Consider the following 12,856-nt stretch of genomic DNA (forward strand, 5'->3'; position numbering starts at 1 on the left):
GCATCCCCAAACGACCAAATGCCAAAGGGGCCTGCCCGACGGCAGACCCCCTTTGAAAGCACACAGGCGCGGAACGACTCTCAGTCGTTCTGCGCCACCTCGGCGGGCTTGAGGAACACCGTGCCACCGTTCGGCATTCGCCGGAACCAGTCAACGGGAGTGACGGGCTGGCCGAGCACCGGACCCGCACCAGTGGGGAGGTGGGGAACGGGAACGCCGGCACCAAGGGGGATCTGGGGCCGACCGAGAGGCTGGTTCGGGGTGGTCATGGTTCCTTCTCGACGGATGGGGTCGGGGCCTGCGCGACAACTCCGGATAACCGGGATGCCCTCAACCACGACTCGTTACAACACGATGTCGAGCTTGTGATACCCGGTTCGCCTGAGTGTGACCTCGCACGATATTCATCGCCTATCGTGACGACGCACGCCGGAAAACGACTGGTGACGGCGTCGAACGCGTAGGGGTTTGTGGCACACCGGGTGAACCGGATGCGGAAGTCTACAACGCCCCGCAAGGAGCCTCACCTGCATCTTCGCCGCTTAGGACACGAAAGTGTGAGGGCCTGCCGTTCAGCCCGTACGCGCAGGACAACGGGCAGGACCACGATGGGCCGTGCGGCGGAACAACTGCTCCCGGCGGCCATCCTAGACGTGACCCGCTCGGCCAGAAATAGAAGAAATGAACACATTTCTCATTCGACGCGGAAATACCTGCGGCCGTTGCCGACGCCACCAACAAGATCATCGGGGCGGGCGGAGGTAGACCGTGCCGCCGTTCGGCATGCGCCGGAACCACTCGATCGGCACCACGGACCGCCTCTCCGGCACGCCCGCGCCGAGAGGCAGCCGTGGCAGCCGCACTCCCACAGCCGGAGGGAACTGCTGACGGACAACCCGGTTCGCGGTGGTCATGGTTCCTTCTCGGAAGATTTGAGTCAGTCACTCGCTTCGATGATCGAGAACACGTGCAACGACCCCAGAGCGGCTGTCAGGCGCCGCCGCGCCTCGGGCACGCCGGTCCGCCAGTGCTCGGCGGCGTTCCCGAGCAACGTCCCGAACGGTGCCGGCGCCCGGCAGCACTCGTTCAGCACCCAGCCGGCGTCGGGGTCGAGCCAGAAGATCTCCGGCCGTTCCCCCAGGCGACCCACCACGGCGCGACCGCTCTTCGCGCGCCGGTAGGCCACGTCCGGCAGCACTCGGAAGTTCCCGTCCTCGCGGATGCCGGTGGCGAGCAGGGACACATCAGCAGTGGACACCCCTTCGGCCGCACCGGCCACTCGGCCCGCGAGGGCGTGCAGCAACCATCGCGCGTCCGGCAGCAGGTCGTGCTCGTGCGCCAGCAACCAGTCGCCGATCTCCCCGGCCCGCTCCCGCGCCTTGGGCAGCAAGGAGTGCGGGCCGAGTTGTTCCGACTCGGACAACAGGAAGAACTGGCTCAGGCAGGTGTAGGCGTGCCAAGCCGCGAAGGTCTGCTCCAGGGGCCATCGGGCCTTGGACCAGGAGTTCTCGAAGTACTCCGCGTCTTCGGCGTGCGCGTCGAGGAACTCCCGCGTGATGGCGAAGTCGAAGAACTTCTCATGCGCACCCTCGTGCACGAGCGCCTCAGCCACCTCCATCGGGCCCACCGGCTCGTCGATCAGCACGATTCCAGGCACGTATCGCGACGACGCGGAGACCACTCCCCCGGACGTCTCCGTCTTGAGCACCGCGAGCATCGGCACGTGGGCCAGCAGGTCATCGGCCATCGCGGGTGCGAGTCGCCGGAACAGGTCGACCCCTTCAGCGACGATCTTCATCGCCGTCTCGAACCTCTCCCCGTCCGCCTCGGTGAGCGGCCGCGGCGCCTGACCGGGTGGGGCGATGATGCGCAACGGCGCTTCGAGCTGCTCGGCTGCCGCCGGATCGGACGCCACCGCGATGCCGGCGTCCCGCACGCCCATCGCGGCGACCTCGCGCAGCGCGTCCGGGTCCACACCGCCGTGCCCCGCCAGGGCACGACCGAGCTCGTAGCGCACGATGGGATGGTCGAGGAGGTTGTCTGATATCTCCGTGCCGGGCGCGAACAGTTCGACGGCGAGGCGGTAGAGCGCACGTCGCTCGTCGACCAGCACGTCCGCGGGCGCGAGCCGCGCGTGCAGTGCAGGTGCTGATGGAGAACCCAACATCGAAGACCCCGTGTTCACGTACCCGGCGGCGCGGAGCCGGCGCTTGACCACCGGAAGCTCCCTGTCGCGGGAAGATAGCGACCTGCGTCACCGGCGCGAAACCGGGATCCCCCAGACGACCGGTGCCCGGCCTGCGCCTGGGGACGCTGACCGGGCACCGGTTGGTTCTGTTCATCAGCCGAACATGATGCTGGTGACGTTCACGAAGCCGACGACGGCCAGTGCGATGACCGAGACGGCGATCATCGTGATCACGGTGCGCCAGCCGATCGCGGTGACGGCGACTGCGACGGCGGCGGCGATTCCGAGTGCACTCCCTGCGGACATCTCGTTCCTCCCGACTAGGCGAGCACGTGCTCCCAGGTGTGGGCGGTCCTAGGCGCCTCGCCTGACAAAAGGGTCTCGCGTTGTAGGTTGTCTGTCAACGGTCGCCGGGTTGCCAGACAAGTTGCAACCCGGAGGCAACACGCCTAAGCTGGACCAATGCCCGCCGACGACGTTCATCTCGGCGAGAGCTGGTCGCTCTCGCCTGATTCGCGACGGCCCCTCCCGGAGCTCATCGAGCAAAAGCTCCGCGAGCAGATCATCGGCGGCACCCTCAAAGCCGGCGACCGCCTCCCCACGGAGCCGGAACTCGCCCGCAAACTGGATGTCGCGAGGTCGTCGCTGCGCACCGCACTGCAACGGCTGCAACTCCAGGGCATCGTCGAGGTCCGCCGCGGGCTGGGCTGGTACGTCCGCCGCACGGACCTCGCCGCCGTCGAGGAGCACATCGAGGGAAGACTCGCCGCGAAGCAGTTCTCCCAGACCGACCTGCTGGAAGTCCGGATCGCGCTGGAGACCACCGCCGCGTCGCTGGCCGCGGTGCGCGCGGGCGACGGCGAACTGGACGAGTTGGCCAAGCTGAACCACCGCTACCAGCGAGCACAGGTCGAGGACGCGCAGGAGGTGATCGAGTCGGACGAGGAGTTCCACTCGGCACTGATCCGCGCGTCGCACAACGAACTGCTGGAGCAGATGTACCAGGTGCTCGTGCCGGGCCTGCAGGACTGCAAGCGCCACGCGCACCCGTCGCGGGAGGTGCACAACCGTTCCGCGAACGAGCACGAGCAGGTGATCTGGTTCCTCCGCCGCCACGACGAGGTGGGCGCGAAGAGCGCGATGACCACCCACCTGCTCGGGCTGTACAACGACGTGGCCACGGACGACACGCAGCCCAAAGCGACCCTCAGCACGTACGTCGGGGTGTCGGACAACCCGATCTGGGGCAAGTCGCGCTGATACGGCAGTGACCGAAAGGGGCTGGCGCTGACCTCTCCCCACTCCCACCATGTACGGACGGCCGGTGGAGTGAGGGGGCGGCGACCAGGTGGTGGCGGCGCGCAAGCACAAACAAGCGCTGGCCGTCGCGATCCTGTTGATCGCCGTCGCGGCCGCGGATCTGGCGGCGATACTGCTGTGGCAGCCCACTTCGCGAAGCGTGCTACACGACGCGTTGGTCGTGTTCTGGCCGTTGCCGGCGCTCGCTGGATTCCTGCTCGGCTCCTACGAGCTGTTCCTGCACAAGCGCCTCGTCGCGGAGTTCGGCCGGATCTCCGGACCCGGCATCGTCGAACACCTGCTTCCTTCCGAGGTGCTGCGCACGTTCCTCTCGTCCGTGTACGGCCCGAACGACGCGAACGACGACGTGGTGGCGGGTGTGCTCGGCGGTGACGGCATGCGCCCGCGCGGCGACGACCTGACGATCAGCACCAGCACCACTGTGAAGCTGGAACTGCAGGGCATCGACACCAAGACGTACCACCTGATGACGACGCAGCGGTACCAGTTCCGCAACCACGTCCCCACCGAACGCTTCGTCATCTTCGCCACCTCGAACGCGACGCTGCGGGACAGCATCAGCGCCGCCTGCCGCCACCCGTTGTTCGAGCTGTACTTCATCCCGGACCCGTCGCTGTTCCTCGACTCAGTCGACGACCTGCGCCACTCCACCCAGATCGCCATCGACTACCTCGACCACGAAGGACAGCGCCGCTCGGCGGAACCCAGCCAGATCCCGCCGGTCGAGGTGCGGTTCGACCAGTGGGCCAACTACCTGACGTTCTTCCGCGAGTCCACAGGTCCGCTGGGCAAGCTCAGCCCGGTCGACCACATGAGTGATCTGCGGATCCTCGAGTGCGACCTCAGCCGCATCGCGGACGACCACGTGGTGCGCGCGATCCGCGAGCTCACCGTGTGGTCGCGGACGTTGCAGCGCACCAACGACGGCTTCTGCTACTGGCAGTCGCCCTATCCGTCCTTTGTGGACACGATCAGCTTCGACGCGACCGGGCTGGCCGTCGAACAGTCTCCCAAGCACGAGTTCCGGGTCATGCCCTTCACCTTCCGATCGGCGACGGCGGCCGCGCGCTGGCTGGAGGCCGGTGAGCTCGAGGACCTGGACGTCCGGTCGTGGCTTCTGCCGGGGCACGGGGTGGCTCTGTTGTGGCGAGAGGCAACAGGCTGAGTCACCAGATCGCGGTGACGCCGTGTCCTTGAACGACCCACCGGTTGAGCCTGAGCGAGAGGTAGCCCTCGGCAGCGTCCAACATCAACGACTCGACACCACCGAGATGGGCCTGCACCCACACCTCCCTGTACCGCTCCCGCATCGTTTCCCGCACGTCCACGGTGAGGCCGCTGATGAACATCGGCCTGTCGGCGTACCAGTAGATGAAGTGCTCGTCGAGCTTCTGCGTCCAGCGGAAGTGGTGTCGCACGCGGATGAGATCTGTCTTCTCCTGGCTCAGATCGGCGGCGAAGAGCGCGATGTCGGACGCGGCTATTCCGACCGGCGGCGAGAGGTACCGGTGCAACTCGTTCGTCGGCACCTTGCGGAAGTCGACTCTTCTGGCTCCGCCGTTCGGTGGCGTCACGTAGCACTCAAGCTGCTTGCCGAACGCTTTGACGGCCTCGATGAACGGCGTCGACCTGGGCAGGGCGGTGACCTCGAACAGCTCAGGACAAGCAGCCGACAGCGCAGCCGATTGCGGCGGAGACGTCGTGGCTGCGATCAGGATCGGGCCGCGTCGCATCGTCACTTCGAAGCGGTTGCTGACGTGCACTGTCTCCCCGTCCACGCGGTCGACCCGCAGTGCGACCGAAACGTTGTCGTAAACCGGCCTCTGCGACAGGACCATCGCGACGAACGACGTCTTGTCGGCGGTGCGCGGCGCATGTCGGTCCAGTGCCTGTGCCACGAGCTCTTCGGGCGTCGTGCTGTCGAGAACGAGCTTCCTCGTGGATGGCGCGGTCACCGATTTGGCGTCCTCACGCATCTCGTCGATCTTCAGATCGACGCTGTGCAGCAACTCGCCCTGGCTCTTGTTCCGCGCCCACTCGAAGTAGATCGATACCAGCAGCACCAGAACGAGGTCCCTTGTGACGGGGCTGAGGCTTCGAGCGACCACCTCACCCGCCTCCGGGTTCAGCACCGCGGACACGATGATCTTCGGCGCCGACGTGTTGATCAGTGCGATCGCGGCGAGCACGCTGCCGAGGTAGATCAGCAAACGCGACCGCATCGCCGTCCTCAGTCCGCCGGCCGCGTGTATACGGTCGCGCCGCCGTTCGGCATACGCCGGAACCAATCGACCCGGGTCACCAGCTGACCGGGAGCAGGGGGCACAGGTGGCGGTGACTCAGGCACGGGCTGTTCAGGGTGGGAGCTCATGGTGTTCTCCTCCCTTGCCGGTCGTTCGACCCTATCCAAGGAGCCGCCATCCGGGCGACGACCAGGCGGGTGGCGTGGCGCTGCAAGCGAGCGCAAGAAATTGCGTACACTTGCGACATGACGCAACGGAGGCTGGCCGAGGTCGCGGCCAAGGTCGGGGTCAGCGAGGCCACCGTCAGCCGGGTGCTGAACGGCAAGCCGGGTGTCTCCGACGCCACGCGCAGTGCCGTCCTCACCGCGCTTGACGTGCTGGGTTACGAGAGGCCGACGCAGCTCAGGGGTGAACGCGCGCGGCTGGTCGGGCTGGTGCTGCCCGAGTTGCAGAACCCGATCTTCCCCGCGTTCGCGGACGTGGTCGGGAACGCGCTGGCGCAGCGGGGCTTCACGCCTGTTCTCTGCACGAGGACGGCCGGTGGGGTGACTGAGGCGGAGTACCTGGAGCTGCTGCTGGAGCAGCACGTCAGCGGGATCGTGTTCGCCGGCGGGCTGTACGCGCAGAAGGACGCGAGTCACGGCCACTACCAGCAGATGATGTCCCGCAAACTGCCTACGGTGCTGGTCAACGCGGCTATAGACGATCTGGCGTTTCCGCGGGTGTCGTGTGATGACGCGGTGGCCGTCGAGCAGGCGTACGGGCATCTGACGTCGCTGGGGCACAAGCGGATCGGGGCCGTGCTCGGGCCGCCGGACCACGTGCCCAGTCTGCGCAAGCTGCAGGCGATCGACAAGTGCGGCGGGGCCGATGTCGAGCACGCGATGTTCAGCCTCGAGGGCGGGCAGGCGGCGGCTACCAAGCTCGTGCAGCGCGGGGTCACGGCGATCATCTGCGCCAGTGACCCGCTGGCGCTTGGCGCGATCAGGGCCGTGCGGCGTGCGGGGCTGGACGTGCCCAAGGACGTGTCGATCATCGGGTACGACGATTCCGCCTTCATGACCTGCACTGATCCGCCGCTGACCACGGTTCGGCAGCCGATCGAGGCGATGGGGCGGGCGGCCGTCGAGCTGCTGGCCAACCAGATCTCCGGCAACGCGGTCGCGCCGGACGAGTTGCTGTTCGAGCCGGAGTTGGTGGTGCGGGCGTCCAGTGCGCCGGTGAGGTAACAAGCGCAGTCGTCTTCTTGCGAGTTTTCGTCTGGATATTGCGTTCAGATGTAACGGCGCCTTATGGTCGCCGTCACATCGACGCGCTCGCGAGAAGGGCGGCCCCACCATGAAGAAGTCCGCTGCCGTGCTGATTGGCGGTGTCCTGGCCCTAAGCTCAGTCGGCTGTGGGAGCGGTTCCACGACCGAGCCCGGCGGCAAGGTCCAGATCAACATCAACGGTCAGCCGCCGCAGACCCAGGCGTTCGACCGCAAGGTCTTCGACGAGGACGTCGCGGAGTTCGAGACAGCGAACCCCGACATCGACCTCGTGCCGCACGAGGGGTTCATGGACCCGAAGACGTTCAGCGCCAAGCTCGCCGGTGGTCAGCTGGAGGACGTCTTCTACGTCTACTTCACCGATCCCGCGGCGCTCATCGCCCGCAAGCAGGCCGCCGACCTCACGGACTACGTCAAGGACGTCCCGCACTACGGCGACCTGAAGCAGGAGCTCAAGGACGTCTTCACGGCCGGCGGCAAGGTCTACGGCCTGCCCACCGCCAACTACACGATGGGCCTGCTCTACAGCCGCACCAACTTCACCAAGGCGGGCCTGGACCCCGACTCGCCGCCGAAGACGTGGGACGAGGTCCGCGCCGCGGCCAAGAAGCTCAAGGACGCCGGCGTCACCGGGTTCGCCGAGTACAGCAAGAGCAACCAGGGCGGCTGGCACTTCACCACGTGGATGAAGTCCGTCGGCGGTGACATCGCCCGCAAGGACGGCGACACCTACAAGGCCGACTTCAACAACGACAAGGGCAAGGAAGTCCTGCGCAGGCTCAAGGAGATGCGCTGGGACGACAACTCCATGGGCGACAAGCAGCTCCTGGAGATCGGCGACGTGCAGAACATGATGGGCGCCGGGCAGCTCGGCATGTACCTGGCCGCGCCGGACAACGTCGCCGCGATCGTCAACCAGTTCAAGGGCAAGTACGACGACTACGGCCTGGCCGCGATCCCGGAGCAGAAGGGCACCCTGCTCGGCGGCGAGGGTTACATGATCAACCCGAAGGCCACGCCGGAGAAGATCAAGGCCGGTCTGAAGTGGATCCAGTGGAAGTACCTGAACCCGGACCGGCTCGAGGGCAACCTGCAGAAGTACAAGGACCGCGGCCAGCCCGTCGGCCTGCCGATCCCGCCGATCGCCGACATCTGGACCGGTGAGCCGCGCAAGAAGCAGGAAGACCTGAAGGCCAAGTACGCCACCATGCCGGTGAAGAACTTCCAGGCCTACGTGGACGGTTCGGAGAAGACCAAGGGCTCGCTCGAACCGCCGCAGGCGCAGCAGGTCTACGCGATCCTCGACAGCGTGGTGCAGGCGACTCTGACGAACTCCGACGCCGACCACTCGGCACTGCTGAAGGATGCGGAGACCAAGGTCAACGCCGTTCTGGCGCAGGTGAAGTAGGTGCGGCGCCACGTCACCGCGTACGGCTTTCTGAGTGCCGCGCTGGTCGTCTTCGCGGTGTTCTCCTGGTACCCGATCGTGCGCGGGGTGGTCCTGAGCTTCCAGCAGGTCAACTTCGTCACGAGTCCCGACTGGGTGGGCTGGGAGAACTTCGAGCGGCTGTTCGCGGACCCGCTGTTCGGGGTGGCGTGGCGCAACACCTTGTACTTCACGCTCTTGGCACTGCTGCTGGGTTTCGGTGTCCCGTTCCTGACCGCGGTGGTGCTCAACGAACTGCGGCACGCCAAGGGCTACTTCCGCCTGCTGGTCTACCTGCCGGTGATGTTGCCGCCGGTCGTGACGGCTCTGCTGTGGAAGTGGTTCTACGACCCGGGTCCGGGCCTCTTCAACTCCGTCCTCAGAGGACTGGGGCTGCCGACGTCGCAGTGGCTCGACTCCGCGGACACCAGCATGATCAGCCTCGTCCTGGTGATCACCTGGGCGAACATGGGCTCGGCGACGCTGATCTACCTGGCCGCGCTGCAGACCATCCCCGGTGAGCTGTACGAGGCCGCCGACCTGGACGGCGCCGGGATCGTCAGGAAGGTCTGGCACGTCACGATCCCGCAGACCAAGTTCGTGATCCTGATGCTGTTGCTGCTGCAGGTCGTCGCGACCATGCAGGTCTTCACCGAGCCGTTCATCATGACCGGCGGCGGCCCGGAGGAGTCCACGGTCACCGTGCTGCTCCTGCTGTACCGCTACGCCTTCTACTACAACGACTTCGGCACCGCGAGCGCGCTGAGCCTCATCCTCTTCGCGGTGCTGGGCGTCTTCTCCTTCCTCTACCTCAGAATCACGAAGAAGGCCGACGCATGAGGACTCTCACCAGGGGAACGGGCCCGGCGTACTGGATCGTCCTGGCCGGCACGCTGGTGCTGTTCACGGCGGCGTTCCTGCTCCCGCTGGTCTGGGTGCTGCTCGGCGCGTTCAAGCCGCCGGCGGAACTGGCACAGCAACCGCCGACGATCCTGCCTCAGACTTGGGAACCGGGCGCGTACGTCGACGCCTGGAACTACATGGACCTGGGGCGGTTCTTCCTCAACACGTTCGTCGTCGCGATCGGCGCGTGGGCGGTGCAGATGGCCGTGATCGTCCCCGCGGCCTACGCCCTGTCCAAGCTCCGGCCGATCTTCGGCAACGTGGTCATGGGCCTGATGCTGGCGACGCTGATGTTGCCCTCGACGGCCGTGCTGGTCCCGGTCTACCTCACGCTCACCGACCTCGGCCTGCTCAACAACCCGGCGGGCATCTGGTTGCCGGCCGCGGCGAACGCGCTGAACGTGTACCTGCTCAAGCGCTTCTTCGACCAGATCCCGGAAGAGCTCCTCGAAGCGGCCAGGATCGACGGCGCGAACACCTGGACGACCCTCGTCCGCATCGTGCTGCCGATCTCACGCCCCATCCTCGCCGTCGTCTCGATCTTCGCGGTCGTGGCGGCGTGGAAGGACTTCATCTGGCCGCTGCTCGTGTTCCCCGACCCGGCGAAGCAGACGCTCAGTGTCGCGCTTCAGCGCTTCGCTCCGGACACCCCGATCAACCTCCTGCTCGCGGGCCTCGTGCTGGCGAGCCTGCCGATGGTGGCGCTCTTCCTGGCGTTCCAGCGGCACATCCTCGCGGGGCTCACCGCGGGCGGCGTAAAAGGCTGAAAGGACACCAGATGAGTTGGTGGCGCAACGCATCCATCTACCAGGTCTACCTGCGCAGCTTCGCGGACGGCAACGGTGACGGCATCGGCGACCTGGCCGGCCTCCGCGCCAAGCTCCAGCACATCGCGAGCCTCGGCTTCGACGCGATCTGGCTCAACCCGTGGTACCCGAGCCCGCTCGCGGACGGCGGCTACGACGTGGCGGACTACCGCGACATCGAGCCGGTCTTCGGGTCGCTCGCCGATGCCGAGAAGCTCATCGCGGACGCGCACGGCCTGGGCATCCGGATCATCATCGACCTCGTCCCGAACCACTGCAGCGACCAGCACCCGTGGTTCAAGGACGGCCTGTGGGACCGCTTCCACATCCGCGACACCGAGGAGATCCCGAACGACTGGCAGTCGCGCTTCGGCGGCTCGGCGTGGAGCAGGCTTCCGGACGGCCGCTGGTACCTGCACCTCTACGCCGCCGAACAGCCGGACTTCAACTGGGAGAACCAGGTCGTCCACGACGAGTTCGAGGACATCCTGCGGTTCTGGCTCGACCGCGGTGTCGACGGCTTCCGCATCGACGTGGCCGACGGTCTGGTCAAGGACTTCAGCAAACCGGACGCCGACCTGCCCTACTCCGACCAGGACGGCGTGCACGAGATCTACCGCAGGTGGCGGCAGATCGTCGACTCCTACGACGGCGACCGCATCCTCGTCGGCGAGATGTGGCTGCCGGACCCGGTCAGGTTCGCCCGGTACCTCCGCCAGGACGAGATGCACAGCGCGTTCAACTTCGACTTCCTCTGCTGCCCGTGGAACGCCGACGAACTGCGCAAGGTCGTCGACAGCACGCTGGCCGCGCACGAACCTGTAGGCGCGCCACCGACCTGGGTGCTCTCCAACCACGACGTCACCCGGCACGTGACCCGCTACGGCCGCGAGAAGACGGGATTCTCCTTCGCGGACAGGCAGCACGGCGCCCCGACCGACTTCGAACTGGGCACCCGCCGCGCCCGTGCGGCGATCATGCTCACCGCGGCACTGCCCGGCGGCGTTTACGTCTACCAGGGCGAGGAGCTGGGTCTCTGGGAGGTCGAGGACCTGCCGGACGAGCTGCGCGAGGACCCGGTGTGGCACCGCTCCGGCTTCACCGACCGGGGCCGCGACGGCTGTCGCGTGCCACTCCCCTGGTCCGCGGAGGACGGTCCGAGCTGGTTGCCGCAACCCGAGAACTGGCAGGACTTCTCGGTCGCGGTCCAGTCGGAGGACCCTGAGTCGATGCTCGCCCTGTACCGCGAGGTGTTCGCGCAACGCCGCGGCATCGACGGCGACCTGGAGTGGCTCGACCTGGGTGAGAACGTGCTGGCGTTCCAGCGCGGCGACCACACCTGCGTGGTCAACCTGTCCGACGGACCGGTCGATCTGCCGGGGGTGCCAACGTTGTCAAGCGTCCCGCTCACCAACGGGCAGCTGCCGCCCGACGCCGCGGCCTGGCTGAAGTAGACGGGGGGTCGGGGGTGGCCACGAGCCACCCCCGGGCCTCACCTCGTCGCGTACGGCGAGTCGTCGGCCTTCGCCGCCTCGGTCGGCAGGTTCTTCACGATGCCGATCGCGGTCGTGTCCACGACGGCGGCCGCAGCCGCCTTCGGCATGATCGCCTCCAGCCCGCCCTTGCACTTCTCCAGGATCTCGAAGATCTTGTTGACGACCTTCGACAGGTTGCGGATCGTCGTGATCACCTTGTCGAGCCAGTCCGAGACCTTCTTGGCCCATTTCATGATCAGGCGGATGCCGTCGGCGACGATGCCCGGGGTGGCGAGGCCGACCGTGAGCAACGCGGCCGCCGCCCACCGGATCAACGCCTGCACGAGCTCGCTCATCGCCATCGAGATCAGGTCGCGCACGATGGTGCGGACGGTGGCGACGGCGACGCCCGCGCCGGTCAACGCCGCTCCAACACCTTCTGCGGCAAGACCTGCGGCCTTCACACCGGTGGCCTCCGCCTTCGCCACCGCCGTGTACGCGGTGACCGCGGCACCCCGCCACGCGCTGGTGTCGGCGTCGACGACGCGCGCCATCTCCTCGCCGGCCTTCTTGAGGTGATCGCCCACGTTGCCCCAGGTGGCGGCGTTCTGGTTGATCACCCCGGGATTGCCCGCGAGCGAGTCGAGCATCGACTTCAACGGTTCGACGTGCTCGATGAACCACGCGAACGCCGACGACAGCAGCGTGCCGAACGGGTCGGTCAGGAAGCCCAGCGCGTCGATGCCGGCGCCGAGCACGTTGATGCCCGCCTCCGCCCAGTCGCCGCGCTGGACCGCGGAGACCGCGTCCGCCGCGGGCTCGACCAGGTTGAGGCCCGCACTCCAAGCGGTGGGACCGGGGCCGTTTGCCACCAACGGGTTCGGTGCGGTCATGACGTCAGCTCCCCGAGCTTCTCGACGATCTTCTTGAAGTTGCCGCCGAGCTTCTGGTCGACGGTGTCGTAGACGTCGGCCATGCCGTTCACACCGTCCACAGTGGCGTCGACGACGCCGTGCGCGGTGTTGACCGCACCGGTACCGGCGGCCTCGATGGTGCCCATGATCGGCTCCAGCAACGGGCTGCAGAGGATCCCGTACGCGTTGGCGCCGTTGATGCTCGCCTGCCCGATGGCCTGCTGCGCGGTCTCGATCTGCCGCACGATGCCGTCCAGCCGCTTGGCGTGCTCACGCATCGCCTCCGTCTGGACGTTGAACGATCCGGTCATGC

General features: G+C 67.0%; 14 protein-coding genes. 7 read left to right on the plus strand and 7 right to left on the minus strand.

Features of this window, described 5'->3' with window-relative positions; all coding sequences use genetic code 11:
• Positions 1-80: 80 nt before the first annotated feature.
• The 4 genes from SK571_RS24585 to SK571_RS24600 form a co-directional block, all read right to left on the minus strand.
• A complete protein-coding gene (locus tag SK571_RS24585; RefSeq protein ID WP_319986443.1) occupies positions 81-269 on the minus strand; it encodes a hypothetical protein in 189 nt (62 codons plus the stop codon).
• A gap of 474 nt (positions 270-743) precedes the next feature.
• On the minus strand, positions 744-914 hold the full coding sequence (locus tag SK571_RS24590) for a hypothetical protein (protein WP_319986444.1): 171 nt from the start codon (positions 912-914) through the stop codon (positions 744-746).
• 23 nt (positions 915-937) lie between these two features.
• Positions 938-2,218 carry an aKG-HExxH-type peptide beta-hydroxylase gene (locus SK571_RS24595; protein WP_319986445.1) on the minus strand — a complete coding sequence of 427 codons (1,281 nt, stop codon included), beginning with the start codon at positions 2,216-2,218 and terminating at the stop codon, positions 938-940.
• A 123-nt stretch (positions 2,219-2,341) separates the two neighbouring features.
• Positions 2,342-2,494, minus strand: a complete 153-nt coding sequence (locus tag SK571_RS24600; RefSeq protein ID WP_169746011.1) for a hypothetical protein — start codon at positions 2,492-2,494, stop codon at positions 2,342-2,344.
• A gap of 156 nt (positions 2,495-2,650) precedes the next feature.
• Here SK571_RS24600 and SK571_RS24605 point away from each other — a divergent pair, with 156 nt between their 5' ends.
• Both SK571_RS24605 and SK571_RS24610 read left to right on the plus strand, forming a co-directional pair.
• Positions 2,651-3,448, plus strand: coding sequence for a FadR/GntR family transcriptional regulator (locus SK571_RS24605; protein ID WP_319986446.1), 798 nt, complete (start codon positions 2,651-2,653; stop codon positions 3,446-3,448).
• Between the two features lie 91 nt (positions 3,449-3,539).
• Positions 3,540-4,673 carry a hypothetical protein gene (locus tag SK571_RS24610; protein ID WP_319986447.1) on the plus strand — a complete coding sequence of 378 codons (1,134 nt, stop codon included), beginning with the start codon at positions 3,540-3,542 and terminating at the stop codon, positions 4,671-4,673.
• Position 4,674: 1 nt separating this feature from the next.
• On the opposite strand, the gene SK571_RS24615 is transcribed toward SK571_RS24610, so the two are convergent.
• Positions 4,675-5,796, minus strand: coding sequence for a hypothetical protein (locus tag SK571_RS24615; protein WP_319986448.1), 1,122 nt, complete (start codon positions 5,794-5,796; stop codon positions 4,675-4,677).
• 200 nt (positions 5,797-5,996) lie between these two features.
• On the opposite strand from SK571_RS24615, the gene SK571_RS24620 reads away from it, so the two are divergent.
• The 5 genes from SK571_RS24620 (at position 5,997) to SK571_RS24640 (ending at position 11,608) form a co-directional block, all read left to right on the plus strand.
• Entirely contained in the window at positions 5,997-6,980 is a 984-nt protein-coding gene (locus tag SK571_RS24620) for a LacI family DNA-binding transcriptional regulator (RefSeq protein ID WP_319986449.1), read from the plus strand.
• 109 nt (positions 6,981-7,089) lie between these two features.
• The gene (locus SK571_RS24625; RefSeq protein ID WP_319986450.1) at positions 7,090-8,427 is read left to right on the plus strand and encodes an ABC transporter substrate-binding protein; all 1,338 of its coding nucleotides are present in this window, start codon (positions 7,090-7,092) and stop codon (positions 8,425-8,427) included.
• Positions 8,428-9,285 (plus strand): carbohydrate ABC transporter permease, encoded by an 858-nt coding sequence (locus tag SK571_RS24630; protein WP_319986451.1) that lies wholly within the window; start codon positions 8,428-8,430, stop codon positions 9,283-9,285.
• Complete coding sequence (locus tag SK571_RS24635) at positions 9,282-10,115, plus strand: carbohydrate ABC transporter permease (protein ID WP_319986452.1); 834 nt, start codon at positions 9,282-9,284, stop codon at positions 10,113-10,115. Before SK571_RS24630 ends, SK571_RS24635 begins: the two co-directional genes overlap by 4 nt.
• Before the next feature lie 11 nt (positions 10,116-10,126).
• Positions 10,127-11,608, plus strand: a complete 1,482-nt coding sequence (locus tag SK571_RS24640; RefSeq protein ID WP_319986453.1) for a glycoside hydrolase family 13 protein — start codon at positions 10,127-10,129, stop codon at positions 11,606-11,608.
• Between the two features lie 38 nt (positions 11,609-11,646).
• On the opposite strand, the gene SK571_RS24645 is transcribed toward SK571_RS24640, so the two are convergent.
• Complete coding sequence (locus SK571_RS24645) at positions 11,647-12,522, minus strand: hypothetical protein (RefSeq protein ID WP_319986454.1); 876 nt, start codon at positions 12,520-12,522, stop codon at positions 11,647-11,649.
• Positions 12,519-12,854 carry a type VII secretion target gene (locus tag SK571_RS24650; RefSeq protein ID WP_319986455.1) on the minus strand — a complete coding sequence of 112 codons (336 nt, stop codon included), beginning with the start codon at positions 12,852-12,854 and terminating at the stop codon, positions 12,519-12,521. Before SK571_RS24650 ends, SK571_RS24645 begins: the two co-directional genes overlap by 4 nt.
• Positions 12,855-12,856: the final 2 nt, after the last annotated feature.

Origin of the sequence: Lentzea kristufekii, from assembly GCF_033949925.1 — a bacterium.
GTDB classification, from domain to species: Bacteria; Actinomycetota; Actinomycetes; order Mycobacteriales; family Pseudonocardiaceae; genus Lentzea; species Lentzea kristufekii.